Annotated in this window: 23 protein-coding genes and 2 tRNA genes; 12 read left to right on the forward strand and 13 right to left on the reverse strand. The window is 72.1% G+C overall.

Features of this window, described 5'->3' with window-relative positions:
- The first annotated feature begins 55 nt into the window (after nucleotides 1–55).
- Nucleotides 56–733 (forward strand): hypothetical protein, encoded by a 678-nt coding sequence (locus ABZX85_RS10790; protein ID WP_355864831.1) that lies wholly within the window; start codon nucleotides 56–58, stop codon nucleotides 731–733.
- On the opposite strand, the gene ABZX85_RS10795 is transcribed toward ABZX85_RS10790, so the two are convergent.
- The 5 genes from ABZX85_RS10795 to leuS all read right to left on the reverse strand — a co-directional run bounded on the left by ABZX85_RS10795 (nucleotide 664) and on the right by leuS (nucleotide 9,134).
- On the reverse strand, nucleotides 664–3,060 hold the full coding sequence (locus tag ABZX85_RS10795; RefSeq protein WP_355864834.1) for a ComEC/Rec2 family competence protein: 2,397 nt from the start codon (nucleotides 3,058–3,060) through the stop codon (nucleotides 664–666). The genes ABZX85_RS10790 and ABZX85_RS10795 overlap by 70 nt on opposite strands.
- Entirely contained in the window at nucleotides 3,057–4,055 is a 999-nt protein-coding gene (locus ABZX85_RS10800; protein WP_355864837.1) for a ComEA family DNA-binding protein, read from the reverse strand. The genes ABZX85_RS10795 and ABZX85_RS10800 overlap by 4 nt, the downstream gene beginning before the upstream one ends.
- A gap of 134 nt (nucleotides 4,056–4,189) precedes the next feature.
- The gene (locus tag ABZX85_RS10805) at nucleotides 4,190–5,035 is read right to left on the reverse strand and encodes a DegV family protein (RefSeq protein ID WP_355864840.1); all 846 of its coding nucleotides are present in this window, start codon (nucleotides 5,033–5,035) and stop codon (nucleotides 4,190–4,192) included.
- Between the two features lie 131 nt (nucleotides 5,036–5,166).
- Entirely contained in the window at nucleotides 5,167–5,943 is a 777-nt protein-coding gene (locus tag ABZX85_RS10810) for a hypothetical protein (protein WP_355864843.1), read from the reverse strand.
- A gap of 239 nt (nucleotides 5,944–6,182) precedes the next feature.
- Nucleotides 6,183–9,134, reverse strand: coding sequence for a leucine--tRNA ligase (gene leuS / locus ABZX85_RS10815; RefSeq protein ID WP_355864846.1), 2,952 nt, complete (start codon nucleotides 9,132–9,134; stop codon nucleotides 6,183–6,185).
- Nucleotides 9,135–9,542: 408 nt separating this feature from the next.
- On the opposite strand from leuS, the gene ABZX85_RS10820 reads away from it, so the two are divergent.
- The 3 genes from ABZX85_RS10820 to ABZX85_RS10830 all read left to right on the forward strand — a co-directional run bounded on the left by ABZX85_RS10820 (nucleotide 9,543) and on the right by ABZX85_RS10830 (nucleotide 13,233).
- A complete protein-coding gene (locus tag ABZX85_RS10820; RefSeq protein ID WP_355864849.1) occupies nucleotides 9,543–10,703 on the forward strand; it encodes a cytochrome b/b6 domain-containing protein in 1,161 nt (386 codons plus the stop codon).
- Nucleotides 10,700–12,328, forward strand: a complete 1,629-nt coding sequence (locus tag ABZX85_RS10825) for an NADH-ubiquinone oxidoreductase-F iron-sulfur binding region domain-containing protein (RefSeq protein WP_355864851.1) — start codon at nucleotides 10,700–10,702, stop codon at nucleotides 12,326–12,328. Before ABZX85_RS10820 ends, ABZX85_RS10825 begins: the two co-directional genes overlap by 4 nt.
- A gap of 101 nt (nucleotides 12,329–12,429) precedes the next feature.
- Nucleotides 12,430–13,233, forward strand: coding sequence for an alpha/beta hydrolase (locus ABZX85_RS10830; protein ID WP_355864854.1), 804 nt, complete (start codon nucleotides 12,430–12,432; stop codon nucleotides 13,231–13,233).
- Nucleotides 13,234–13,293: 60 nt separating this feature from the next.
- On the opposite strand, the gene ABZX85_RS10835 is transcribed toward ABZX85_RS10830, so the two are convergent.
- The 4 genes from ABZX85_RS10835 to ABZX85_RS10850 form a co-directional block, all read right to left on the reverse strand.
- Nucleotides 13,294–13,366: transfer RNA gene (locus ABZX85_RS10835), tRNA-Ala, on the reverse strand.
- A 72-nt stretch (nucleotides 13,367–13,438) separates the two neighbouring features.
- Nucleotides 13,439–13,672 carry a hypothetical protein gene (locus tag ABZX85_RS10840; RefSeq protein WP_007492859.1) on the reverse strand — a complete coding sequence of 78 codons (234 nt, stop codon included), beginning with the start codon at nucleotides 13,670–13,672 and terminating at the stop codon, nucleotides 13,439–13,441.
- A 3-nt stretch (nucleotides 13,673–13,675) separates the two neighbouring features.
- Nucleotides 13,676–13,849 (reverse strand): hypothetical protein, encoded by a 174-nt coding sequence (locus ABZX85_RS10845; protein WP_355864857.1) that lies wholly within the window; start codon nucleotides 13,847–13,849, stop codon nucleotides 13,676–13,678.
- Nucleotides 13,850–13,918: 69 nt separating this feature from the next.
- The gene (locus ABZX85_RS10850; RefSeq protein ID WP_355865436.1) at nucleotides 13,919–15,277 is read right to left on the reverse strand and encodes an MFS transporter; all 1,359 of its coding nucleotides are present in this window, start codon (nucleotides 15,275–15,277) and stop codon (nucleotides 13,919–13,921) included.
- Between the two features lie 228 nt (nucleotides 15,278–15,505).
- On the opposite strand from ABZX85_RS10850, the gene ABZX85_RS10855 reads away from it, so the two are divergent.
- Nucleotides 15,506–16,333 (forward strand): helix-turn-helix transcriptional regulator, encoded by an 828-nt coding sequence (locus tag ABZX85_RS10855; protein WP_355865439.1) that lies wholly within the window; start codon nucleotides 15,506–15,508, stop codon nucleotides 16,331–16,333.
- Nucleotides 16,334–16,405: 72 nt separating this feature from the next.
- Here the strand turns inward: ABZX85_RS10855 and ABZX85_RS10860 are convergent, their stop codons facing one another.
- Complete coding sequence (locus ABZX85_RS10860) at nucleotides 16,406–17,509, reverse strand: M48 family metallopeptidase (RefSeq protein WP_355864860.1); 1,104 nt, start codon at nucleotides 17,507–17,509, stop codon at nucleotides 16,406–16,408.
- 153 nt (nucleotides 17,510–17,662) lie between these two features.
- Between ABZX85_RS10860 and ABZX85_RS10865 the strand changes: the two genes are divergently transcribed.
- The 7 genes from ABZX85_RS10865 (at nucleotide 17,663) to ABZX85_RS10895 (ending at nucleotide 21,890) form a co-directional block, all read left to right on the forward strand.
- Nucleotides 17,663–17,815 (forward strand): hypothetical protein, encoded by a 153-nt coding sequence (locus tag ABZX85_RS10865; protein WP_355864863.1) that lies wholly within the window; start codon nucleotides 17,663–17,665, stop codon nucleotides 17,813–17,815.
- A 164-nt stretch (nucleotides 17,816–17,979) separates the two neighbouring features.
- Entirely contained in the window at nucleotides 17,980–18,144 is a 165-nt protein-coding gene (locus tag ABZX85_RS10870) for a hypothetical protein (RefSeq protein ID WP_355864866.1), read from the forward strand.
- A 46-nt stretch (nucleotides 18,145–18,190) separates the two neighbouring features.
- The gene (nadD, locus tag ABZX85_RS10875; RefSeq protein ID WP_355864869.1) at nucleotides 18,191–18,817 is read left to right on the forward strand and encodes a nicotinate-nucleotide adenylyltransferase; all 627 of its coding nucleotides are present in this window, start codon (nucleotides 18,191–18,193) and stop codon (nucleotides 18,815–18,817) included.
- A 25-nt stretch (nucleotides 18,818–18,842) separates the two neighbouring features.
- Nucleotides 18,843–20,558 carry an LCP family protein gene (locus tag ABZX85_RS10880; protein ID WP_355864872.1) on the forward strand — a complete coding sequence of 572 codons (1,716 nt, stop codon included), beginning with the start codon at nucleotides 18,843–18,845 and terminating at the stop codon, nucleotides 20,556–20,558.
- A gap of 55 nt (nucleotides 20,559–20,613) precedes the next feature.
- Complete coding sequence (gene rsfS, locus ABZX85_RS10885) at nucleotides 20,614–21,048, forward strand: ribosome silencing factor (protein ID WP_355864875.1); 435 nt, start codon at nucleotides 20,614–20,616, stop codon at nucleotides 21,046–21,048.
- Entirely contained in the window at nucleotides 21,045–21,716 is a 672-nt protein-coding gene (locus ABZX85_RS10890) for a histidine phosphatase family protein (protein ID WP_355864878.1), read from the forward strand. Before rsfS ends, ABZX85_RS10890 begins: the two co-directional genes overlap by 4 nt.
- Nucleotides 21,717–21,817: 101 nt before the next feature.
- Nucleotides 21,818–21,890: transfer RNA gene (locus tag ABZX85_RS10895), tRNA-Ala, on the forward strand.
- A 50-nt stretch (nucleotides 21,891–21,940) separates the two neighbouring features.
- On the opposite strand, the gene ABZX85_RS10900 is transcribed toward ABZX85_RS10895, so the two are convergent.
- The 3 genes from ABZX85_RS10900 to ABZX85_RS10910 form a co-directional block, all read right to left on the reverse strand.
- Nucleotides 21,941–23,014 carry a hypothetical protein gene (locus tag ABZX85_RS10900; RefSeq protein WP_355864881.1) on the reverse strand — a complete coding sequence of 358 codons (1,074 nt, stop codon included), beginning with the start codon at nucleotides 23,012–23,014 and terminating at the stop codon, nucleotides 21,941–21,943.
- A 77-nt stretch (nucleotides 23,015–23,091) separates the two neighbouring features.
- The gene (locus ABZX85_RS10905) at nucleotides 23,092–23,667 is read right to left on the reverse strand and encodes a hypothetical protein (protein WP_355864884.1); all 576 of its coding nucleotides are present in this window, start codon (nucleotides 23,665–23,667) and stop codon (nucleotides 23,092–23,094) included.
- 86 nt (nucleotides 23,668–23,753) lie between these two features.
- Nucleotides 23,754–25,040, reverse strand: a complete 1,287-nt coding sequence (locus ABZX85_RS10910; RefSeq protein ID WP_355864887.1) for a glutamate-5-semialdehyde dehydrogenase — start codon at nucleotides 25,038–25,040, stop codon at nucleotides 23,754–23,756.
- Nucleotides 25,041–25,048 lie beyond the last annotated feature (8 nt).

A 25,048-nucleotide genomic window follows, 5' to 3' on the forward strand; every position in this document is an offset into this window, starting at 1 on the left:
CACCGTCCGCCGGCAGTCCCACAGCTCCTCCCTCGCCCTCTGCGACCCTGTGTCCATGGCTCTTCCCGGCTCCCGCACGAAGACGACCACCGTGTGGTCGCTGCCCGAGGACGAGCGGCTCATCGGGCAGCGCATCGACGAAGCCCTGCCCAGATCCGGCTGGCTGTGCAGTCACCCCGGCCCCAGGGGGCTTCACCAGGTGCACCTGCATCACTCGCTCGGGGAGGCCCTGAGCTGCGGCGGCCGGCAAGCGTTTCTGCTCCTGCCGGAAGGGGCTCACCCGCCTGAGGACGTGCTGGTGGACAGCGCCGTCGCCCCCAGATCCGACATCGGGCATTCGGCGATCGTGCAGTTCCTCTGCTCACGCCGTGTCCAGGACGGCGAGGACGAACTCTTCGAGGCCGGTCGCCTCGCGGTGCGCTGGTTCGAGCAGCAGGTCGGTCCTGAGCGGCATCAGCTCCTGACCGAGGAGACGCGCCTCGTGTGGAAGGCGCTGCGGGCGGCGACCCGGCCGGCCGACGTCGAGAACACGCAGGGCCGACGGATCTCCGGCACGCGGATCGGCCCGGCCGCCCACGCCCTCGTGACCGCCGCCGGAATGCCGCTGACCCGGGGCGGTGTCCAGCGTCTGCGCCTGGCGACCCCACCCGCGGCCCCACGCCCTCACCCACCCCCCACCACCCGCACCCCCTTCCCCTCGTCCACCCCGCCGACAGCCAACCCTCCGTCCTGATCGGTCCGCATCACCACCGCGCCCGTCCCTCGCAACGCGGCAACCGTGCCAGGTGCCGGATGGCCATAGGAATTCGAGGCGCCGCAGGAGATGAGCGCCACCCGAGCCCCCACCGCCCGCAGCAACGCGAAGTCCTGGTGGGCCGACCCGTGGTGGGCGACCTTGAGTACGTCCACCCCGCCCCGCAGCGCGCCGCCGGCGGACTCCCACATGGCCCGTTGGCCGGCCGGCTCCAGGTCTCCGAGCATCAGCACCTTCAGCCCGCCGACCCGAACGAGCATCGTCACGCTGGAGTCGTTGGCCCCCTCCACCGGCACACTCCCGCCCGGCGGCCACAGCACCTCCCACTCCAGCTCCCCCACCCGCCGCCGCTCCCCGGCAACGGCCCGCACGACCGGCACGCCCTCCTCGCGGGCCACACGCCGGACGAACCCCGCCTGATCGACGGGCTCCTCGAACCCGGTCACCTCGATCGCCCCGACGGCCCGCCCGCGCAGCACCCCGGCCAACCCGGCGACATGGTCGGCGTGGAAGTGGGTGAGGACGACCAACGGCACCCGAGTCACCCCCAGCCTGCGCAGACACCGGTCGACGGCCCGGGGATCGGGCCCGGCGTCGACGACGACCCCGGCCCCGTCCCCCGCGTACAGGACGGACGCGTCCCCCTGCCCCACATCGCAGACGGCGAACCGCCACCCCGGCGGCGGCCACCCGGTGACGACCCGGGCGACGGGCGGCGGCTGGAACACGACCAGCACCAGCAGCACCCCGACCGCCCCGCACCACAACGGCCGCCCCACGACCCGCCGCCCGAGCAGCACCCCCACGACGGTCACGAGGGCGAGGACGACGGCCCCGCCCCACCCCCCGGGCCAGTCCACCCCCGCCCCGGGCAACGCGGCCCCGGTCCGGGCGACGTCCGCGATCCACCCGGCGGGCCAACTCGCGCACCACGCGAGCCCCTTGGCCACCGGCATCGCCACCGGCGCGACCGCGAGCGCGGCGAACCCCAGCACGGTCGCCGGGGCGACGGCGAACTCCACGAGCAGATTGCACGGCACCGCCACCAGACTCACCCGCGCCGACAGCACGGCGACGACGGGCGCGCACAACGCCTGCGCCGCCCCCGCCGCGGCCAACGCCTCCGCCAGCCGCCCCGGCACCCCGCGCCGCCGCAGCCCCTCGCTCCAGCGCGGCGCCAACGTCAGCAGCGCCCCGGTCGCCAGCACCGACAGCAGGAACCCGTAACTCCGGGCGAGCCAGGGGTCGTACAGCACGAGCGCGAGGACGGCCGTCGCCAGCGCCGGGATCATCGTCCGGCGCCGCCCCGTCGCGAGCGCGACCAGCACCACCGCCCCGCACGCCGCCGCCCGCAGCACGCTCGGATCGGGCCGGCACACCACGACGAACGCCAGCGTGAGCCCGCCCCCGAGCAGCGCCGTCCCTCGCAGGGACACCCCGAGGCGGGGCGCGAGCCCCCGGCGTTCCGCCTGCTGGGCCATGCCGGGTGGGCCGAGGAGGAGGACGAGGATGATCGTCAGGTTGCTCCCGGAGACGGCCAGGGTGTGCGCGAGGTCAGTCTCCTTGAACGCCTCGTCCAGTTCGGCGGAGATCCGCGAGGTGTCCCCGACGACGAGCCCCGGCAGCAACGCCCGCGCGTCACCCGGCAGTTCAGCGGTCGCCTCCCTCAGCCCGGCCCGCAGCCGCCCCGCGACCCGCTGCACCCCGGACGCCTCCCCCACCACCTCGGGCCCCGCCTCCGCCCGCACCCGCAGCACCCCCGCCACCTCACCCCCCATCGGCGGCACCAGCTGCCCCGCCACCCGCACCCGCGTCGACGGCAGCAGCCCCAGCCACCCGGCCCCGCCCTTCCCCGACACCACCACCAGCACCGGCGCCCGCGTCACCGCCTCCCGCCCACCGGGCCCCGTCACCCGGCGCACCTCCGCGTCCACCACCACCGCGTCCCGCGACATCCGGTCCCCGGTGACCCTCGGCCGGGTCCGCCGGGCGTCCGACGTGATCCGCACCTCCACCTCCACCTGCGCGAACTCCGCCGCCAGCCCCGGCACCGGCCCCCGCCGCACGTCGGCCCCGTGCACCCCGCCGACCAGCGCGGCGGCAGCCGCGCACAGCAGCACCCCGGCCCCGGTCACCCCCCGCCACCCGGACCGCCGTCCCACGAGCAGCCCCACCGCCACCACCGCGCACCCGGCCGCGACCGCCAGCACCACCCCGGGCGACCGGTCCAGCGCCCACGCCGCCGTCCCCCAGGCCACCAGCGCCGGCGGCACCAGCCGCAGATCCGCCTCCCCCTCGCGCTTCATGGCCGCACGAGCTCCCGCAGCTCCGAGAACCGGCGCTCCCCGATCCCGTTCACCTGCCGCAGCTCCTCCACCGACCGGAACCCGCCGTGCCGCGTCCGGTAGTCCAGGATGTGCTGCGCCAGCACCGGCCCCACCCCCGGCAACCCGTCGAGCTGTTCCAGCGTCGCGGTCCCGAGCGACACCGGCGCCCCCGGCACACCCCCGCCACCACCCGAGCCGACCACACCTCCACCTGGTCCCGCCGCACCCCCGCTCCCGGTGACGACGGCCCCCGGCACCCCCACCGCCACCTGCTCCCCGTCCACAAGAAACCGCGCCTGATTCAACCCGCTGACATCAGCCCCCGGCCGCACCCCACCGGCCGCCCGCAACGCGTCCACCACCCGCGCCCCCGCCCGCAGCCGATGCACCCCGGGATTCCGCACCTTCCCACTGACGTCCACGACGATCTCCGCCGCCGCGGAAGGAACCCCAGCCCCAGCCCCCACACCCACACTCCCACTCGCCCCCGCACCAACAGCCCCCTCAACCCCCTTGCCCACAGCACCACTTCCCCCCGCCTCCTCGACGGCCCCCGACTCCACCACCCCCGCCCGCACCACCTCCGGCGCCCGCACCCCCTGCGTCCGCCCCGCCCAGAAATGCTGCCCGGCGAACACGGCCGCCACCACCAACACCACCGTCAGCGCGACAACACTCCGCCGCTCCATCCCACACCGCGCCTGCACCCACACCGGCATCCGCTCCCACACAGCGGCCCCCACCCGCCCCCGCCGCCCAGCACCCGCACCCGCACCCGCACCGGGCTCCACAACCTCCCCACTCGCCGGTTCCCCGAACAACACCTCCACCCTGCGCCGCGTCTCCGCCGAAGCCTCACGCCGCCGCGCGCCCCCTCGCCGCCGAACCCGGCTGTCGGAGCCGGCAGCCCGCCCAGGGCCAGCCGTCGCGGTCGTCGTGCGGATACGGGTGTCTGTACGTGATCGAGCTTCCATGCCCCGAGCATCGAACAACCCACGCCCCCACGGAGATCCCACCCCAAATCAGTGGACAACCACCCACCTGTGGATAACTCCGCCCCCCACACGAGTGACGCCCCCGCACCCCACCCCGTCCCACCCCACCCCACCTACCGAGGCGAAACCACAACCCCCAACAACCCAGGCCCCGTATGCGCCCCGATCACCGCCCCCACCTCACTCACATGCAACTCCGCCAGCCCCCCCACCCGCTCCCGCAACCGCTCCGCCAACGCCTCCGCCCGCTCAGGCGCCGCCAGGTGATGCACGGCCAGATCCACCGGCGCCGCCCCCGCCCGCTCCACCGCCAGCTCCTCCAGCCGGGCGATCGCCTTCGACGCCGTCCGCACCTTCTCCAGCAGATCGATCCGCCCCTCGTCGAGCTGGAGCAGCGGCTTCACGGCGAGCGCGGAGCCGAGCAGCGCCTGCGCGGCCCCGATCCGGCCGCCCCGGCGGAGATAGTCGAGGGTGTCGACGTAGAAGTAGGCGGAGGTGCCGGACGCCCGTTTCTCCGCCGCCGCGACCGCCTCGTCGACCGTGCCGCCCGCCTGGGCCGTCTCGGCGGCGGCGAGCGCGCAGAAGCCGAGGGCCATCGCGACCATACCGGTGTCCACGACCCGCACCGGGACCGGTGCCTGGCGCGCGGCGACGACCGCCGCGTCGTACGTGCCGGAGAGTTCGGCGGAGAGGTGGAGGGAGACGATGCCGGTGGCGCCCGACTCGACGACCCTGCGGTAGGTCTCGGCGAAGACCTCGGTGCCGGGGCGCGAGGTCGTCACCGGGCGGCGCTTCTGGAGGGCCTGCGCCAGGGATCTCGTCGAGATCTCTGTGCCCTCCTCCAGGGCCTGGTCCCCGAGTACGACCGTCAGGGGCACGGCCGTGATGCCGTGACGTTCCATCGCCGGCTGCGGCAGGTAGGCCGTTGAATCCGTGACGATCGCGACATGGCGGGACATGAGCTGGAGGTTACCTGGCGTATCGGGCGGTCGTCAGCCCGGCCCCTCGCCCCGAGGAGCTCCTTGACCGAATCAAGGCGTACGCCGTCCGGCAGCGCCGCACACCGCTTCCCACACCGACCGCCCCCCGTTCAGGTCGTGCTCTCCGGACGCGTCTTCTTCTCCCACGGGAACGTGGGCCGCGCCTGCTGAGGGCTGATCGCCGGCCGCTCCTCGGCGCCGCGCGACCCCGTCGGCCCGGACTGCCACGCCTGCCCTGCCTGCCCCGCCCGGTCCGCGTCGTCACCGGCGGCCGAGGGCCACTGCTGAGTGGGCGGGGTGGCGGAGGCGGACGGCGTGGACCGGTCGGCTCTGGGGATGTCGTCCGTCGTCCAGTGCCGCAGCGCCCCCGTCTCCACGTCGATCTGGGCGCTGAGGGACTCCAGGTCGTCCTCCGCGAAGCGGGTCGCGCGGTCGCGGGCGGCCCAGCGCAGGGAGTCCGCCGAGGCCGTGATCCGTTCGGTGCGCTCGCGGAGTTCGGGGAGCCGCTGGGCGAGGGTCGTCCGGTCGGGGTCGGACTCCAGCCGCTTCAGCTCGTCGTCCAACTGGTGGCCGTGTTCGCTGAGCCGCGCGAAGAGGCCGAGGGACTCCTTCAGCGACTCGTCCTCCGCGACGCCCGCGTGCAGCGCGTCCTGCGTGGCCCTCATGGACGTACGCAGTTTCAGGCGAAGCTGTGCGATCTCGCCCGCCGGTCCGATCCGGCCGAGGGACTTGGCGCGCAGCGTGTGGTCCTCGACGGTGCGCCGGGCCTGGCCGATCGTCCGGTCCACGCTCCTCTTGGCCGCGCCGACCGCTTTCACCGTCCCGTACACGCCCAGCACGAACAGCGCCAAGAAAACCAGCGCAACCACGGCGATCACGGCTTCCACAGCGCTCCTCCGTCCCCGACCCGACGCACCCCGCGCCGCCTTTCCACGATAAACGCACCCCACCACCCCGAAGTTCCACCCCGACCCTGACCTTCCCCTCACCCACCCCGTAGGGGACGCCCCCAGAACACCCGGAACCATCCAGAACCAGCCGAAGCCCGCCGGAGCCCGCCGGAAAACGCGAAGCGCGCCCCACCCCGGCCCCCGCCGGAACAGAGCGCGCCCGCGCACCACAACCCTCAGACGACGATGTTCACCAGCTTCGGCGCCCGAACGATCACCTTCCGCACGACAGCCCCGTCCAGCGCCTTGACGACCGCCTCGTCCCCCAGCGCCACCTTCTCCAGCTCCCCCTCGGAGATGTCCGGCGACACCTCCAGCCGCGCCTTGACCTTCCCCTTGATCTGGACGACACAGGTGACGGACTCGTCGACGACGTACGCGGGATCGGCGACCGGCAGCTCCTCGTGGACCACGGACGACGTGTGCCCCAGCTTGCGCCACAGCTCCTCGGCGACGTGCGGGGCCAGCGGGGCGACCAGCAGGACCAGCGCCTCGGCGACGGACCGCGAGACGGGCCCGCCCACCTTGGTCAGATGGTTGTTCAGCTCGGTGATCTTCGCGATCGCGGTGTTGAACCGCAGCCCCTCCAGATCGCCGCGCACCCCGTCGATCGCCTTGTGCAGCGCCCGCAGGGTCGCCTCGTCGGGCGCCTCCTCGGAGACGGTGACCGCCCCGGTCGTCTCGTCGACGACGTTGCGCCACAGGCGTTGCAGCAGCCGGAACTGGCCGACGACGGCCCGGGTGTCCCAGGGCCGGGAGACGTCCAGCGGCCCCATCGCCATCTCGTACAGCCGCAGGGTGTCCGCGCCGTACTCCGCGCAGATCTCGTCCGGAGTGACCGCGTTCTTCAGGGACTTGCCCATCTTGCCCAGCAGCCGGGAGACCTTCTCGCCCTGGTACCAGTAGCCGCCGTCCCGCTCCTCGACCTCGGCGGCGGGCACCGGGAAGCCGCGCTCGTCCCGGTAGACGTACGCCTGGATCATGCCCTGGTTGAACAGCTTGTGGAACGGCTCCACGGACGAGACGTGGCCCAGGTCGAACAGCACCTTGGACCAGAAGCGCGCGTACAGCAGGTGCAGCACGGCGTGCTCGGCGCCGCCGACGTACAGGTCGACACCGCCGTGCGGCTGCCCCGCGCGCGGGCCCATCCAGTACTTCTCGATCTCGGGGTCGACCAGCTCCGCGGAGTTGTGCGGGTCCAGGTAGCGCAGCTCGTACCAGCAGGAACCGGCCCAGTTGGGCATGGTGTTGGTCTCGCGCCGGTACCGCTGCGGCCCGTCGCCCAGGTCCAGCGTGACGTCGACCCACTCCTGCTTGCGCGACAGCGGCGGCTCGGGACGGGTGTCGGCGTCCTCCGGGTCGAAGGTGCGCGGCGAGTAGTCGTCGATCTCGGGCAGCTCCAGCGGCAGCATCGACTCGGGCAGCGCGTGCGCGACGCCGTCCTCGTCGTACACGATCGGGAAGGGCTCGCCCCAGTACCGCTGGCGGCTGAACAGCCAGTCGCGCAGCCGGAAGTTGACGGTCCCGCGCCCGATCCCCTTGCGCTCCAGCCACTCGGTGACGCGCGCCTTGGCCTCGGCGACGGGCAGGCCGTCCAGGGAGATCTCGTCGTTCGCGGAGTTGATGATCTTCGCGTCGTACGAGCCGAAGGCGTCCTCCCAGGCGGCGGTGTCGGTGCCGCGCCCGTCGGTCGGCTCGACGATGCAGGTGACCGGCAGCTCGAAGGCGCGCGCGAACTCGAAGTCGCGCTGGTCACCGGCGGGTACGGCCATGATGGCGCCGGTGCCGTAGCCCATCAGGACGTAGTCGGCGATGAAGACGGGGATCTGCTCGCCGTTGACCGGGTTGACCGCGTACGTGCCGGTGAAGACACCGGTCTTGTCCTTGGCCTCGGCCTGCCGCTCGACGTCCGACTTGGCACCGGCCTGCGCGCGGTAGGCGGCGACGGCGTCGACGGGGGTGGCGTGCCCGCCGGTCCACACGCCGTGCGTGCCCTCCGGCCAGGAGGCCGCGGTGATCTTCTCGACCAGGGGGTGTTCGGGGGCCAGCACCATGTAGGTGGCGCCGAACAGGGTGTCGGGGCGGGTGGTGAATACGGTAATACGATCTTCAGCCCCCACTCCTCCCGCAGCCTCTCCGACCACAGCCCCGCCGACCGCAGACCCGCCGGCCTCAGCCCCGACGCCCCCCACCGGAAAGTCGACGCGAGCCCCCTCGCTCCGCCCGATCCAGTTCCGCTGCTGGAGCTTGATCGCCTCCGGCCAGTCCAGCTCCTCCAGATCGTCCAGCAGCCGGTCCGCGTACGCCGTGATCCGCATGTTCCACTGCCGCAGCTTGGTCTTGAACACGGGGAAGTTCCCGCGCTCGGACCGCCCGTCGGCGGTGACCTCCTCGTTGGCCAGCACGGTCCCCAGCCCGGGACACCAGTTGACCGGCGCCTCGGAGGAGTACGCCAGCCGGTACTCGCCCAGCAGCTCGGCCCGCCCGGCGGCGCTCAGCGCATCCCAGGAACCCCCACCGGGAACCGCGCGCTCCCCGCTCTCGAACTGGGCGACCAGCTCCGAGATCGGCCGGGCCCTGCGCGCCTCCTCGTCGTACCAGGACTCGAAGATCTGGACGAAGATCCACTGGGTCCACTTGTAGTACTCGGGGTCGATGGTCGCGAACGACCGGCGCCTGTCGTGGCCCAGACCCAGCCTGCGCAGCTGGGCCTTCATGTTCTCCATGTTGGCCTCGGTCGACACGCGCGGGTGCGTGCCGGTCTGCACGGCGTACTGCTCGGCCGGCAGCCCGAACGCGTCGAATCCCAGGGTGTGCAGGACGTTGTGGCCGGTCATCCGCTGGAAGCGGGCGTAGACGTCGGTGGCGATGTACCCCAGGGGGTGGCCGACGTGCAGCCCCGCGCCGGAGGGGTAGGGGAACATGTCCATGATGAACTTCTTGGGGCGGGCGACGACCTCGGGGTCACCGGCCAGATCACCCTTGGGGTTGGGCGCGGAGTAGGTGCCCTCGGCGTCCCAGAAGTCCTGCCAGCGTGCTTCGATGTCGGCCGCCATGGCGGCCGTGTAGCGGTGCGGCGCGGCGTTGGCAGACAGGTCTGCGGCGGCAGCGGGGTTCGTCTCGCTCATGATCCTCAAAGCTCCATCGATCGTCATCTGCCCAGCGGGGCCCGGAAACGAAAAATCCCCTCGCGCAGGAGGGGAAGCCACGCCGACTCCGGCCACACTCACCGGTGGTCGGGACTGGTCAGCGCGGCCCGCTAAGCAGAAGGCGTACAGCACGCATGTCGTCAGGGTACCGCAGCGTTTGAGCAAGCTGCGACGGAGTTGCGTATAGCTGTACGAGACCGCGAGCACGGGAGCGAAAACTGACTACCGTTCAAAAATTATGCGACACAACGACCCCTATAGGGACATCGCTTCGGCCGCCCCTCCCTTAGGTAACAGCCCAATAACTCAAACTCGTACCCATCGGTATGGCGCCCACTTAGAGTTCGGCAGCGGGACCGCTTTCCCGGACTGCTCGGAGTTGCCCCCATGAACCCTCGTCGTAGTAACACCTCACTCGCTCAGCCGGGCATGTCCGCCTACGGGATCGTGACGGCTGTCGTCCTCGTCCTCATACCCGTGGTGGTGGTCCTCGGAGGCACCTGGCTCCAGGACTTCGTGAACTTCGGGGCGGGCGTCCTCGCCCTGGTGAGCCTCACCTGCTCGGTCATCTGGGGGCTCGTCGCCCAGGACCGGCTCATCCTCAACACGCGCCAGCGGATCATGGCGCAGGGCATCCACCGGGTGACCGCCGTCGCCTCGATCGCCTTCCTGCTCGTCCACATCAGCATCAAGGTCGCCCTGGGGCACACCGCCCTGATCGGCGCCCTGATCCCGTTCAGCCTCGGCTTCACCGGCATCGGCGGGCTGATCGGCCTCGGCTCGCTGGCCGCGCTGCTCATGATCTTCGTCGGGGTGACCGGGGCGCTGCGCAACCAGTTCGCCTCCCCGGCGGCGACCGCCGCGCGCTGGCGGATGATGCACATGATGGCCTACCCGGCGCTGTGCGCGGCCCTGATCCACGGGCTGTTCGCGGGCCGCGCGGCCAAGCCGTTCTTCATGATGAGCTACCAGCTCTGCCTGGTCGGCGTGATCGCGGCCCTCGCGCTGCGCGCCGCGCCCCGCTCGTTCAAGCGCAGTGTCGCCGACCGGATCGGCGCCGTGATCGGCTCCGAGCCCGGCATGCGCGACGACCTGGAGCAGAGCCGCTCACGTGTCTCGGAGTCCGGCCCGGCGGAGCGCGCCCCGCGCGGCGAGCGTTCCGACGCCCCGAGGACGTCGTCCCTGTTCGGTACGCCCGCCCCGGAGGCCGGCGGTTTCGCGGCGGCGTACCGCAACGCGCCCCAGACCCCGCAGCCGCCGTACGGCGCGAACATGCCGTACGACACGCAGGCCACGGCGGCGATGCCGCGGATGGACGGCCCCGGCAGCACGTCCGGCAGCTGGCCCGTGCCGTCCCCGCCGCCGGTCGGCGAGGCCCCGCCGTCGGCGTACGACCCGATGCAGGACACCGGGTTCAACATCCCGGTGTACGGCGCCCAGCAGCCCGGCCAGAACCCCCCCAACCCGAACGACCCGTACAACGGCTCCCAGGGCCCCACGCCCGGCTCGGGCGAAGCCTGGAACACGCCTTCCGGAGGCTATAGGTGAACGAGGCCCTGCCCGACGTCCCAGAGGTCCGCGTGGTCGGCCTTCCGCAGCTCACGTCGGGTTTCGACCTTGTAGAGCGGCTCGACCTGCCCATGCATCTCAAGGTGCACGGGCCGCTGGAGCCGATCGGCGGCGAGAAGCTCGCGCAGCTCGCCGAGCGGATCAACCTCAAGGGGCGCGGCGGGGCGGGCTTCCCGTTCCACAAGAAGCTCCGCTCGGTCGCGGACGCGGCGATCAAGAAGGGCATCCGGCCCGTCGTCGTCATCAACGGCAGTGAGGACGAACCGGCCTGCCGCAAGGACACGGTGATGATCAACCGTGCCCCGCACCTCATCCTGGACGGCGCGCTGCTGTGCGCCGAGGCGCTCGGTGCCCGCACGCTCGTGGTGGGGGTCACCCGGGAGTCGACGCAGCGCTCGATGGAGGCGGCGCTCGCCGAGCGCGGCCTCAGCGACAGCCGCCGCTCGGCGCTGCGCGCGTTCGTGCAGCGCAACCCGATCCGGATGGTGACGGGCGCCGCCGCGTCCCTGATCCGCTCGATCGACGGCGGCCCGGCGGTCCCGCCCGGCCGCAAGACCAGCGCCTCCCAGAACGGCGTCGGCGGCGCCCCGACCCTCCTGTCGAACGCCGAGACGTTCGCCCAGCTCGCGATCGCGGCCCGCATCGGCCCGGAGCGCTACGGCAACACGGGTCTGTACGACGAGCCGGGCACCGTCATGCTGACCGTCTCCGGCGCGGTCGCCCGCCCGATGGTCATCGAGGTCCCGACGGGCGTGCCGCTGCGCTACGTCCTCCAGCTCGCCGGTGCCCCGCCGGTCCCGCAGGGTGTGCTGACGGGCGGCTACCACGGCAAGTGGATCGACGCGGCGACGGTGAACGAGGCCGTCGTCTCCCGCAACTCCCTGGACGCCGTGGGCGGCGCGCTGGGCGCGGGGGCGATCCTGCCGATCAGTCAGGAGACGTGTCCGCTGGGCGAGTCGCTGCGGGTGGCGCAGTGGCTGGCCGAGGAGAGCGCGGGGCAGTGCGGCCCCTGCTACCTCGGGCTGCCGGCCGCCGCGCGCGGTATGGAGGACATCCTCAACGGCGGCGGTCCGGCCGCCCTGGAGGCGCTCAAGCAGGTCGCGCGGAACGTGAAGCGGCGTGGGGCGTGCTCGCACCCCGACGGCTCCGCGATGTTCCTGGAGTCGACGATCAAGGCGTTCACGGACGACCTCGCGGCGCACGTCCTGGGGAACGGCTGCGGACGGCCCGTGGAGGGCGTGCTGCCGCTCTTCGAGGACGGCCAGATGCCGGCCGGCATCTCCAGCGGAGCCCCCGTCGAGGACTCCTCCGGGAGCCGCCAGAAGATCTTCGTCGACTGGACGCTCTGCCGGGGCCACGGCCTGTGCGCCGACATCCTCCCCGAGGTCTTCCAGCTCGGCGCCGACGGCTTCCCCACCGTCGCCCAGGCGAAGGTCCCCCGGTACGCCGAGGCCAAGGCTCTACGCGCGGTGCGCCGCTGCCCCGCGCTCGCCCTGCGCATCGAGGAGGACACCCGGGGCCAGGCCCCCGCCAAGAACCTCCCGGTCCTCTCCAACCGCGACAACAACGGCGGCGGCCGGGGCCGCCGGGCCCTGGGCCGCTGACCGGACACCGAGAAGGGGCCGTCCTCCCGAGGGCGGCCCCTCACGCATACCCCTCCCGGGTAAGGTAAGGGCACCCTTACCCACCCCCAGGGAGTCACCGCGTGGAGAACGTCACCTACCGGAGCGACGACAGCCACCCCCTGTACGCGACCGCCCTCGGCACCGGCACCCCCCTGCTCCTCCTGCACGGCGGCGGCCCCGACCACCGCAGCCTCCTGCCCCTGGCCCGCCTCCTCGCCGACGGCCACCGCCTGCTCCTGCCCGACATCCGCGGCTACGGCCGCTCCCGCTGCCCCGACCCGGCCCTGCACACCTGGGCGCGGTACGGCCACGACGTCGTCGCCCTCCTCGACCACCTCGGCCTGGAGCGAGCCGCCCTCCTGGGCACCGGCCTCGGCGGCACGATCGCCCTGCGGACGGCGGCCGACCACCCCACGCGCGTGCGCGCGGTGATCGTGGCCGGACTGGAGGACATCGAGGACGACGCCGGGAAAGCCGCCGAGACACGGATGCTGGAGCACTTCGCCGCGCGCGTACGCGCCGACGGCCTGGCGGCGGCCTGGTCGGACGTCCTGCCCCACCTCTCCCCGCTGATCGGCGCCCTGGTCCACGAGGCGATCCCGAGGGCGGACCCGCAGAGCGTCGCCGCCGCCTGCGCCCTGGGGTACGACCGTGCCTTCGGGCACGTGACGGACCTCGCGGCGGTCACCGCCCCCGCCCTGATCGTCCCCGGCGCCGACTTCCGCCACCCGGAAGCGCTCGCCGGGGCGGCCGTGGCCGTCCTGCCGCGCGGGGTGCTCGGTCCGCCGGTGATGACCGAAGAGGTGCGGACGGCCGAGGAGTTGGGGACGGCGCTCGCACCGGCCGTACGGGAGTTCCTCGGGAGCCTTCCGGAGCGTCCCTGAACACGAGGCCCCGGACATGAAGAATCCCGCCGGACCTTCGCGGTCCGGCGGGATCTGCTGTGGAGCTAAGGAGAATTGAACTCCTGACCTCCTGCATGCCATGCAGGCGCTCTACCAACTGAGCTATAGCCCCTTGCGGTGTCCGCCCGGTTCCCCCGGCGGCGACGCCAACATTAACGGGTACCGGGGTGCTCCACCAAATCGATTACGCGGTGACGAAGGAGTAGAAGCGCTTGAGGGTGCAGTGCTCCTCCAGGAGGCGTCCGTAGATCGGCTCACCCTCAAGCTCGCGGTACGTCTCGATGGGGTCGCCTTTTATGATCAGCGCCCGCGCACACTCCTCGCACCAGTACTGGTACTCGGAGTTCACCGGTTCCATGTCACGCACGATCGGGGTGCCGCTCCCGCACCAGTCGCACTTCCGCCTGTGTGCACCCATCGATCAGCTCCAGCTGTGGCCGCAGGCCGTGCACACGTAGGAGATCCCGCCGTTGTCGCCGAGGACCTGGGCGACGAACGCGGAACCGCAGGAAGGGCAGCTGAGCCGGGTGGCCGTGTCCCGTGTGGACGCCGCATCGGAGAGGTGGCCGCCCTCTCCGAGGATGCTCGCAGGCATCACTGCTCCCTCCCGTCGGGCCGCGCTCCCATCCGGCCGTTTGATTCTGCCACGGTCGGGCCGACACGGTCAGCGACGCCTCAGTACCAGTCCGGACACGGCCCCCACGACGGCGGTCGCGGCGAGCACGTACGCGCAGGCAAGAAGTGCTTCCGAAGAGGTATACGCCCGTGGGCCCCCAAGTGACTCAAGGCGGTTCAGGAACAGTGTGCCGAAGCCCGCGACCCCGACGAGCTGCCCGAGCTGGGTGACGGTCGCGAGCAGCCCGCTGGCGTCCGCCGCGTCCTCGGCCCGCACCCCGGCCAGCGCCCGCGTCAGCGTCGGCCCGTAGGCCATCGCGAGCCCGGCCCCGACGCCCACGTACGCGGCGTACACCGCCGCCCCGCCCTCGCCGCCGTGCCGCAGCGCGAGCCCCACCCCGGCCACCGAGACCGCGACGAGCGCGAACCCGCCGGGAACCAGGGCCCGTTGGAGCACCGCGGGCCACGACCGCCAGGTCAGCCCGACCACCCCGAACACCACCGCGGTCGGCGCGAACGTCAGCCCCGCCCGCAGCGCCCCGTACCCGAGCCCCGTCTGGAGATGCAGCGTCAGCAGGAACAGAAAGCCCCCGTTGACCGCCATGACGACCGCGATGCGTACGACGGCCAGGGCCGTACCGGGATGCCGCAGCACCCGGGGCGCGATCAGCGGGGCGCCGCCGCGCCGGGCGAGCCTCGACTCGTGGGCGCAGAACAGCGCGAAGACGACGCCTCCGGCCGCCAGGGAGAGCCAGGACCACAGCGGCCAGCCCTCCTCCTGCCCGAGCACCAGCGGCACGGTGACGAGCGACACGGCGGCCCCCAGCAGGAGTTGACCGGTCCTGTCGAGCCCGCGCGCGGACTCGGCGCCGCCCCCGCGCGGCAGCACGCGCCGGCCCACGACGAGCAGGAACAGCCCGACCGGCACGTTCACGAGGAACACCGGCCGCCAGCCGGTCCCGAACAGGTCCGCGCTCACCAGCACCCCGCCGAGCACCTGCCCGGCCGCCGCCCCGACCGCGAGGACCGCCGCGTACACGCCGAGCGCCCGCATCCGGGCCTCCCCGGTGAACGCCCGCTGGATGAGGCTCAGCACCTGCGGGATCATCACCGCCGACCCGGCGCCCTGGAGCAGCCGGAAGGCGATCAGCCAGCCGACGCCGGGGGCGAGCCCGCAGGCCAGCGAGGCGCCGGTGAACAGGGCGAGCCCGGCGAGGTGGACCCTGCCGTGCCCGAGCCGGTCGCCGAGGCGGGCGCCGGTGATCAGCAGGACCGAGTACGTGATGGCGTACCCGGCGACGACCAGCTGGAGCTGGGCGCCGGAGGCTCCGAAGTCGGAACCGATCGTGGGGGCCGCGACGTTGACGATGAAGACGTCGAGGAGCGCCATGAACAGGGCGGCGAGCACGACGGCGAGCAGCCGGCCCGACCCACTGTCAGTGCCGTGTTCTTTACTGTCTGCAACGGAGGAGACGGGTGCTGAACCCGGGTCCGTCCGGGGTGTGGTGGTCATGCCGTCGAGCGTGGCGCCGGCCCGGTACGGGTGCCGAGAGCCCGCCGATGCTGGTACTGACACCACCTGGCAAGGAACGCCGGGGAGTTCGAGGATGGGGACGTGACGATGGGGGACGTGACGATGAGGACGACGGCACAGCGGCGCCGGCCGGAGCTGGCCTCCTTCCTGCGCACCAGACGGGCCAGACTCACCCCGGCGGACGTCGGCATGGCCCCGGGTCTGCGCCGCCGCACCCCGGGCCTGCGCCGCGAGGAGGTCGCCCAGCTCTCGGGCGTCGGCGTCACCTGGTACACGTGGCTGGAGCAGGGCCGCCCGATCAACGCCTCGGCGCAGGTGCTGGACGCGGTGGCGCGCACGCTGAAGCTGGACCCGCCCGAGCGGGAGCACCTCTACCACCTGGCCGACGTCCCGTTCACCGCCCACCCCGAGAGCTCCGCCCTCAGCGTCGGCCCCGAGGTCCAGGGCATCCTCGACGCCCTCGCCCCGCGCCCGGCGGTCGTCTACAACGCCCGCTACGACATCCTCGCCACCAACTCCCCCTACCGCACCCTGTTCTTCCCCGTCCCGGCCCCCGAGGGAGCCGCGCCCAACGCCCTGTGGCGCCTGTTCACCGCCCGCGAGGAGGAGTGCCCCCTCGCCTTCCGCGACGAGGAACTCCCGGTGATGGTCGCCACCATGCGCTCCTCCTACGGCCTGCACGCCGGAGAGCCCGCCTGGGAGGACTTCGTACGGCGCCTCTCCGCGGTCAGCCCGATGTTCGCCCGCCTCTGGACCTCCGGAGACGTCGTGGAACCCGGCCGCCGGGTGAAGGTCTTCCGGCTGTGCACGGGCAGCGAGCTGCGGATGACGTCGATGTCCCTGTCGATCGACGGGATGCCGGAGTGCCGGATCGTCGTCTACACCCCGAGCGACCCGCAGACACGGGAGCGGGCGGCCCTGCTGGTGTGAGGGGCGCCGGGAAACGGACCGTCCCCGTACGAACTGTCCGGGGGCAGCTCGTACGGGGACGGTGGTGAGGTCCTACTGCTCGTCCGTGTCCGGCTCCGTGTCCTCCCGGGGGCGGTCCTTCGTCGGGGTCGAGGTGCGGTTCCCGCCGCCGAAGCCGCGGCGGACCCGGCCGCCGATGTCGCCGGCGCCGCCCGCGATGTCGGTGACCAGCTTCATCAGCGGGTCCTTGGAGTTCTTGACGTTGGAGGCGTAGCTCGCGGCGGACTCGCGGAAGGAGTCGGTCACCGAGGTGTCCTTGTCCTCCGAGCGGCGCGGGTAGTGGCCGTCCATGATCCGCTGGTAGTCCCGGGACTCGGCCCACTTCTTCAGCTCGGCCGCGCGGACCGTCGTGAAGGGGTGGGAGCGGGGCAGGACGTTCAGGATCTTCAGGACGGAGTCGCGGAGGTCGCCGCCCTGCTCGTACTCCTCGGCCTGCTTGAGGAACGCGTCGACGTTCATCTCGTGGAGGTGGTTGCCGCCCGCGATCTTCATCAGGCCGCGCATGGAGGCCGTGAGGTCCTGGCCGACCAGCAGACCGGCGCGGTCCGCGGAGAGCTCGGACTTGCGGAACCACTCCCGCAGCGCCGTCACGATCGCCATGATCGCGATGTTGCCGAGGGGAATCCAGGCGACCTTGAGGGCGAGGTTCGTCAGGAACAGCAGGATCGTGCGGTACACGGAGTGGCCGGAGAGGGCGTGGCCCACCTCGTGCCCGACGACCGCGCGCATCTCCTCCTCGTCGAGGAGTTCGACGAGGCCGGTGGTGACGACGATGATCGGCTCGTCGAGACCGATGCACATCGCGTTGGGCTGCGGGTCCTGGTTGACGTACATCGGCGGGACCTTCTCCAGGTCCAGGATGTAGCAGGCGTCCCGCAGCATGTCGTTGAGGTGGGCGAACTGCTGGTCCGAGACGCGGACCGAGTCGGAGAGGAACAGCAGGCGCAGGCTGCGCTCCGGGAGGAGGCCGCTGAGCGCCTTGAACACCGTGTCGAAGCCGCTCAGCTTGCGCAGGGCGACCAGGGCGGAACGGTCGGCGGGGTGTTCGTAGGCACGTGAGGAGATCTCCGGGAATCGCCTGCGCTGCCTGCTGGGCACGTTCTCGTGTCCACCCTGCTCTTGGCCGTCGTCGGACATGTCATCCCCCATGTGCGATGTGGAGTGAGCTCTGTACGGAGCCGCTTGCGGCCCCTTTGCAGACCCTTGTGCGGTCCTTTGTGCCCCCGAGGCTGTCGCCAGCCTAGGCGGAGTTACGGTGGACGGGCACTACAGCCGAAGGAGTCCCGCACCATGGAGCACAACCCCGCCGCCTGGCTCGCCGCAGCCGCCGCCGACCAGCAGGGGCCGGGGAACCTGCTCCGGATCGTGCTGCTCGTGATGGTCGTGGGCTGTGTGCTGACGGGGTGGTTCCTGCTGCGGGGCTACAGACGGAAAGACGACTGACGCGCGGCGAAAGTTCCCCGGACCCGCAACCGGCCCGCATCCGGCCCGGAGCCGGCACCCGGACCGTCCCTGAACGGTGGAGTCGGGGTGATCGCCGAGGACCCCTCCCCGTACGATTGGGCCGACGTCTTTATGCCGCCCACACCGGATAGGTCCTGACGAAGATGAGCTTCCACAGCACCGCAGTTCAGTTGGTCACCCTCGCCGCCGAGGGCGAGGAGCACGGGGGCAACCACCAGAGCCTGGACCCGCTGGTCACCGGCGGCGGGGCCTTCATCATCCTGATGCTCCTGCTGTGGATCACCACCCGCTTCAACCGCGACCGCTGAGCCACCCCGCCGGACCCTTCACCCGGGGCCGGTAGGGTCTGCACGCATGGGAGAGCAGGACATGCCTACCGGCCCGTCGAACCCGGGAAGGCGCCGACTCGGCGTCATGGGCGGGACGTTCGATCCGATCCACCACGGACACCTCGTGGCGGCCAGCGAGGTCGCCGCGGCGTTCCATCTGGACGAGGTCGTGTTCGTCCCGACCGGCCAGCCCTGGCAGAAGAGCCACCGCGCGGTCTCCCCGGCGGAGGACCGGTACCTGATGACGGTCATCGCGACCGCCGAGAACCCCCAGTTCTCGGTGAGCCGTATCGACATGGACCGCGGCGGCCCGACGTACACCGTCGACACCCTGCGTGACCTGCGCGCCCTCAACCCGGACACCGACCTGTTCTTCATCACCGGCGCCGACGCCCTCGCCCAGATCGTCACCTGGCGCGACACGGACGAGCTGTTCGCCCTCGCCCACTTCATCGGCGTCACCCGGGTGGGATACCACCTCGCCGACCCCGGCCTGCCCGACGGCATCGTCTCCCTCGTCGAGGTCCCGGCGCTCGCCATCTCCTCCACCGACTGCCGCGCGCGCGTCGCCAAGGGCGACCCCGTCTGGTATCTGGTGCCGGACGGCGTCGTGCGCTACATCGACAAGCGCGAGCTGTACCGCGGCGAGTGAGGCGAGCGAGCCGAGAGGGGCACCGGTGAACAACCGATACGACGCGGACCAGTCCGACGACGAGGAGACCCCGTACGTCGTCGTGGGCTACGACGACTACGGCCGGCCCGTCTACGGCCGCCCCCAGCAGCAACAGGTCCCCCAGCAGCAGCCCTACGACCCGTACGCCGGCCAGCAGCAGGGTCAGGGCTACGACTACTACGGCCAGCAGCCCGGCTACCCCCAGCAGCAGTACCCCCAGCAGGGCTACGGGTACGACCCCTACGGGACCGGCGGCCAGGCGGCGCCCTCGTACGACGCGTACTACGGGCAGCAGGCGGCGCAGGAACCGGAGCAGGTGACCGCGACCGCCTACATCCCGCAGCAGACCGCGCCCCCCGACACCACCCCCGAACCCGAACCCGCCGCCCCTGCGGAGGAGGCCGCACCGGTCTCCCGCGACGGCGCGGAACCAGAACCGGAGCAACGGGAGTACCACACCGAGCAGTTCGCGTTCGTGGAGCAGCCCGACGGGGACTCCGAGGACGTCATCGACTGGCTGAACTTCACCGAGAACCGCACCGAGCGGCGTGAGGAGGCCAAGCGGCGGGCCAAGAGCCGGCTGGTCGCGCTGGTCGTCGTCATGGCGCTGGTCGCCGTCGGCGGGGTCGGCTACCTCTGGTTCGCGGGCAAGCTCCCGGGGTCCTCCTCGGACTCCGAGGCCACCGCGACGACCGCCGGCAAGGCCCAGAAACGGGACGTCGTCGTCGTCCACCTGCACGACACCGCGAAGGGCGGCACCTCCACGCTGCTCCTCGTCGACAACACCACAGCGAAGCGCGGGACGACCGTCCTGCTGCCGAACTCCCTGGTCGTGACCACGGACGACGGCAACAGCACGACCCTCGCGAAGTCCGTGGACGACGACGGCTCGGCGGGCACCCGCGACGCCATCGACACCGTCCTCGGCACCAGCATCGAGGGGACCTGGCGGCTGGACACCCCCTACCTCCAGAACCTCGTCGACCTCGTCGGCGGCATCGAGGTGGACACCGACACGACCGTCCCCGACCCGGCCGCCAAGAAGGGCGAGGCACCGCTCGTCAGCAAGGGCGAGGACCAGTCGCTCAGCGGGAAGTCGGCCGTCGCCTACGCCACCTACCGGGGCGAGGAGGAGCCGCAGGACGCGCAGCTCGCCCGGTTCGGGCAGGTCATGCAGGGGGTGCTGCGGAAGGTCTCCACGGACGCGCAGGCCGCGACCGTCACCGTCCAGACCCTCGCGCAGATCCTCGACCCCTCCCTCACGGACAAGGACCTCGGCGCGTTCCTCGCGGGGCTCGCCTCGCTCGCCAAGGGCGGCGACTACAAGACGGACACCCTGCCCGTGCAGAAGGACGGCACGCTCAGCGCCGAGGCCGGCGCCGAGATCGTCAAGAACGTCCTCGGCGGCACCGCGAAGAGCCCGGACCCGGATGCCGCAGTCCGCGTCTCCGTGCAGAACGCGAGCGGCAAAAAGGCCGACTCCGAGGACGCCCGCATCGTCCTGCTGAACGGCGGTTTCACCGTCCTCGACGGCGGCACCGTCGCCTCCACCGCCTCCACCACGGCCGTCACCTACGCCGACGACGCCGACAAGAACAACGCCGTCGAGGTCGCCAAGACGATGGGCCTCGCGGAGTCGGTGGTGAAGAAGTCGGCGGACGCGTCCAGCGGGGACGTGACGGTCGTCCTGGGGAAGGACTACAAGCGGTCGACACCGTGATCTCCGGGCCGTGAGACCCTTGGGGGGTACACGACCGCCTAGGGAAAGCCGTGCAGTGACCGCCACCGACCGTTCTCTTCAGCTCATCTCGGCCGCCGCGCAGGCGGCGGCCGACAAGCTCGCGCACGACATCATCGCCTACGACGTGAGCGATGTGCTGTCGATCACGGACGCGTTCCTGCTCGCGTCCGCGCCCAACGACCGGCAGGTCAAGTCGATCGTCGACGAGATCGAGGAGCGGCTCGCCAAGGAGCTCGGCGCGAAGCCGGTGCGCCGCGAGGGCGACCGCGAGGCGCGCTGGGTGCTGCTCGACTACGTCGACATCGTCGTCCACGTCCAGCACAGCGAGGAGCGGGTCTTCTACGCGCTGGAGCGGCTGTGGAAGGACTGCCCCGAGCTGGAGCTGCCCGCGGACGCGAAGGCGACGCGCGGCAAGGCAGAGGAGCACGCCAAGCTCCAGGCCGCCGAGGACACGGGCAGCGAGTGGTGAGCGCCACCGGTGAGGTCAGCGACGGCAGGAGCGGCCGGGGGCGCCGGGTCATCCTGTGGCGGCACGGCCAGACCGCGTGGAACGTGGAGCGCCGCTTCCAGGGCACGACGGACGTCGCGCTGACGGAGACCGGTGCCGCCCAGGCCCGCCGGGCCGCCCGGCTGCTGGCCTCGCTGAAGCCGGACGCGATCGTCGCCTCCGACCTCTCCCGGGCCGCCGCCACGGCCGCCGAGCTGGCCGAGCTGACGGACCTCGACGTCACCCACGACGAGGCGCTGCGCGAGACGTACGCGGGGGTCTGGCAGGGGCTGACCCACGAGGAGATCGTCGCCCGGTACGGCGAGGAGTACGCCGCGTGGAAGCGCGGTGAGCCGGTCCGCCGGGGTGGCGGCGAGCTGGAGACGGAGGTCGCCGACCGCGCCGCCCCCGTCGTCCTGCGCCACGCCGACAAGCTGCCCGACGGCGGGACGCTCGTCGTCGTCAGCCACGGCGGGACGATCCGCACCACCATCGGCCGGCTCCTCGGTCTGGAGTCCGGGAACTGGGAGAGCCTCGGCGGGCTCTCCAACTGCTGCTGGTCGGTCCTCGGCGAGGGTGCCCGGGGCTGGCGGCTCCTGGAGCACAACGCCGGGACGCTGCCCGAGCCGGTCCTCGGCGACGACACCTGACGCGGCCTCTGACCACGGCAAACCCCGGATTTCACTTTCCGGCAGGTCGCAGGCTAGAGTTCTTCTTGTTCGCCCGGCCAGCCGGAACGGGAAGAACGCGAGGGGCTATAGCTCAGTTGGTAGAGCGCCTGCATGGCATGCAGGAGGTCAGGAGTTCAATTCTCCTTAGCTCCACTTGATCAAGATCCCGTCCCGCAAGGGGCGGGATCTTCGCGTTTGCCCTCTCATACCTTCGGCAACGCGCTCCCCGCCAGCGTTCCGCACAGTGCCGCTGTCGTGCCCGTCGCGTAGGGGTCGGTGCCGGCCGGGCCGGCCGTTCCCGCGGTCTGGCCGGCCAGGAGGGGGCGGAGGTGGTCGACGGCGTCGGAGGAGCAGGCGAGGGGGCCCGCCTGGACCGAGGAGACGAGGAGCTGGGTCTGGCGCAGCCGCAGGTCGTCGCGGTCGAAGCGGAAGTGCAGTTCACGGCGGACGGTGAACAGGGAGATCCGGGCGGTGGCGGACGCGGCGGCGGGGCGCAGCGCGTAGACGAACGTGTGGTCCGCCGTCACCTCCAGCGTCTCCGCGTCCGTCTCGGCGATGCCGAGATTGCCGCTGACCCGGATACCGGGGTCGGCGAGGCTGACCTGCTTGGCGTCGAAGCGGACGAGCCAGCCGGTCGGCGCGTGCAGCCCGTCGGCGGAGGGATGGGTGAAGCTCGCGTCGAACTGGTCGAGCTGGTCGGAGTCGAGCAGCACCCGGGGCGCGCGGATCTGCTCCCCGAGGACGACCTCGGGGTAGAGCGCGGAGCGGACGATGTACTCCTTGGCCGTGGTCAGCGCGGTGACGATCTGGCTGTCGGAGAAGTGGGCGGTGCGCCGGGCGGCGGGCAGCGTGATCCCCTCGGCGCCGATGCGGAAGTCGGCGGCGGGGCTGTGCGCGTAGAGGAACGCGGCGTCGGCGGCGCCTGGCACCGGGGACTGCGGGGCGAGCGGGACGACGGTCATCCGCAGCGGCTCGACCGCGCGCCGGGCGGCCGGTGACTGGTAGGGGTTGCGGACGCTCATGTAGATCGCCGTACCGAAGGCGATCATGATCAGCATGACGAGGGCGAGCGCCTGCCGGCTCAACCCCCGGCGCAGCGGCGGGGGGCGGCGGCGGACGGCGGGCGCGTGGTCGCCGATCCGCTCCTGCGCGGAGTACTCCTGGAGGCGGGCAGCGCGGACGAACGACTCGTCGAAGACGACGGATCGGTACTCGTCCTCTCCACCGGCAGGAGCGCCCTCGGGTGTCCCCTCCGGTGGGTCTCCAGGCCCGCCCATACCTTCAGAGTAGGTCTCAGGAGCCTCGGGTAAACGCCCAGTCGCAGGACAACTTCTGACAGGTTCTCAGCAACCGTTCACGGGGTGCGCGGAACCACCGAGACGACTGGCGGGATCTGTTCGGCGGACGCGGACGGGGTGGTGTCCACGCCGGTCGAGGCGGGCGGCGCCTGCTGCCGGCCGCCGCCCGAGGACGAGCCCCGGTAGACGGCGGTGAAGGCGAGCGCGACCATGCCGATGCCCATGAGGAGCGCGAGCATCCAGGCGACGGGGCGGTGCCAGCGGACCTGTTTGCCGTACGTCCCGTAGAAGCCGTACGAGGCGGGGGCGCCGTAGCGGGCGTCGAGGACCTCGGGGTCGTCCAGGTCGTCGAGGTCGTCCGCGGGGCGGTGGCCGCCCGGCTCACGGCCGTCGCCGTCGTCGTACCGGTCGGGGCGGGGTCTGGTGCGGCGGGATTCGGCCTCGGCCTCGGCTCTCGCCTCGGCGGCGGCCAGGAGGCGTTCGACGGCGGTGGGTTCGTGGAACGCCGCCGCCTTCACGAACGCCTCGTCGAAGACCACGGAGGCGAACTCTTCGTCCGACACCCCGCGGTCGTGGTCGTCGTCGGGCTGTCCGCCGTCAGGGAACGGCGTGCCCCCCACGTCCTCCGGCACCGTTCCAGAGTAGACCTGGGGGGTCCGTTTGGGCAGACGGTATGGATATTCGGCCACCTGATGAGACGCCTCTCACGCGGAGGCGCTCACTTACGGATGTGGCCGTCCCCGGTGACGATGTACTTCGTGCTGGTCAGCTCCGGCAGGCCCATCGGGCCCCGGGCGTGCAGCTTCTGGGTGGAGATGCCGATCTCCGCGCCGAACCCGAACTGTCCGCCGTCCGTGAACCGGGTGGAGGCGTTCACGGCGACCGTCGTCGAGTCGACCAGCTGGGTGAAGCGGCGGGCGGCCTGCTGGGAGGTGGTGACGATCGCCTCGGTGTGGCCGGAGGTCCACAGCCGGATGTGCTCGACGGCCTTGTCCAGCGAGTCGACGACGGCCGCGGCGATGTCGTACGACAGGTACTCCGTCTCCCAGTCCTCGGCGGTGGCCTCCACGACCGTCGCGGACGAGTCCTTCGCGTACGCCATGACCCGCTCGTCGGCGTGGACGGTGACCCCGGCCTCCGCGAGGGCGTCGAGGGCGCGGGGCAGGAACTCGGGGGCGATGTCCTGGTGGACGAGGAGGGTCTCGGCGGCGTTGCAGACGCTGACGCGCTGGGCCTTGGAGTTGACGAGGATGTCGATCGCCATGTCGAGGTCGGCCTGCGCGTCGACGTAGACGTGGCAGTTGCCGGTGCCCGTCTCGATGACCGGGACGATCGACTCGGAGACGACGGTCCGGATCAGGGAGGCGCCGCCGCGCGGGATGAGGACGTCGACGAGTCCGCGTGCCCGCATCAACTCCCGTACGGATTCCCGGCTTTCGCCCGGGACGAGCTGGACGGCGTCGGCGGGCAGCCCCGAGCCGCCGACCGCGTCCCGCAGGACCCGCACGAGCGCCGAGTTCGAGGAGTAGGCGGAGGCGGAGCCGCGCAGCAGGACGGCGTTGCCGGACTTGAGGCAGAGGGCGGCGGCGTCCACGGTCACGTTGGGCCGGGCCTCGTAGATGATCCCGACGACCCCGAGCGGCACCCGCACCTGGCGCAGGTCGATGCCGTTGGGCAGGGTCGAGCCGCGGACGACCTCGCCGACCGGGTCGGGCAGCGCGACGACGTCCCGGACGTCGGAGGCGATGGCCCGAATCCGCTCCGGGGTGAGGGTCAGCCGGTCGATGACCGACTCGCTCGTCCCGGCCTCCCGGGCCCGCGCCACGTCCTCCGCGTTCGCCTCGACGATCTCCGCGGTGCGGACCTCCAGCGCGTCCGCGATCGCCAGCAGCGCGTCGTCCTTGGCGGCCCTCGGCAGCGGGGCGAGGTCGGCGGCGGCGGCTTTGGCCCGGTAGGCGGCCTCGATGACCGGGGACATGGCGTCGTACGGAGAGAGCGTGGTCATGGGGGAAA

Origin of the sequence: Streptomyces sp. NPDC004539 (assembly GCF_040610055.1) — a bacterium.
Classification (GTDB): Bacteria; Actinomycetota; Actinomycetes; order Streptomycetales; family Streptomycetaceae; genus Streptomyces.

Excerpts from the sequence above, each read along its gene's own strand:
- ABZX85_RS10790 (WP_355864831.1), top strand. The coding sequence starts at position 56 with ATGGCTCTTCCCGGCTCCCGCACGAAGACGACCACCGTGTGGTCGCTG.
- ABZX85_RS10795 (WP_355864834.1), bottom strand. The coding sequence starts at position 3,060 with ATGAAGCGCGAGGGGGAGGCGGATCTGCGGCTGGTGCCGCCGGCGCTG.
- ABZX85_RS10800 (WP_355864837.1), bottom strand. The coding sequence starts at position 4,055 with ATGGAAGCTCGATCACGTACAGACACCCGTATCCGCACGACGACCGCG.
- ABZX85_RS10805 (WP_355864840.1), bottom strand. The coding sequence starts at position 5,035 with ATGTCCCGCCATGTCGCGATCGTCACGGATTCAACGGCCTACCTGCCG.
- leuS (WP_355864846.1), bottom strand. The coding sequence starts at position 9,134 with ATGAGCGAGACGAACCCCGCTGCCGCCGCAGACCTGTCTGCCAACGCC.
- ABZX85_RS10820 (WP_355864849.1), top strand. The coding sequence starts at position 9,543 with ATGAACCCTCGTCGTAGTAACACCTCACTCGCTCAGCCGGGCATGTCC.
- ABZX85_RS10840 (WP_007492859.1), bottom strand. The coding sequence starts at position 13,672 with ATGGGTGCACACAGGCGGAAGTGCGACTGGTGCGGGAGCGGCACCCCG.
- ABZX85_RS10845 (WP_355864857.1), bottom strand. The coding sequence starts at position 13,849 with ATGCCTGCGAGCATCCTCGGAGAGGGCGGCCACCTCTCCGATGCGGCG.
- ABZX85_RS10855 (WP_355865439.1), top strand. The coding sequence starts at position 15,506 with ATGAGGACGACGGCACAGCGGCGCCGGCCGGAGCTGGCCTCCTTCCTG.
- ABZX85_RS10860 (WP_355864860.1), bottom strand. The coding sequence starts at position 17,509 with ATGTCCGACGACGGCCAAGAGCAGGGTGGACACGAGAACGTGCCCAGC.
- ABZX85_RS10865 (WP_355864863.1), top strand. The coding sequence starts at position 17,663 with ATGGAGCACAACCCCGCCGCCTGGCTCGCCGCAGCCGCCGCCGACCAG.
- ABZX85_RS10870 (WP_355864866.1), top strand. The coding sequence starts at position 17,980 with ATGAGCTTCCACAGCACCGCAGTTCAGTTGGTCACCCTCGCCGCCGAG.
- nadD (WP_355864869.1), top strand. The coding sequence starts at position 18,191 with ATGGGAGAGCAGGACATGCCTACCGGCCCGTCGAACCCGGGAAGGCGC.
- ABZX85_RS10900 (WP_355864881.1), bottom strand. The coding sequence starts at position 23,014 with ATGGGCGGGCCTGGAGACCCACCGGAGGGGACACCCGAGGGCGCTCCT.
- ABZX85_RS10910 (WP_355864887.1), bottom strand. The coding sequence starts at position 25,040 with ATGACCACGCTCTCTCCGTACGACGCCATGTCCCCGGTCATCGAGGCC.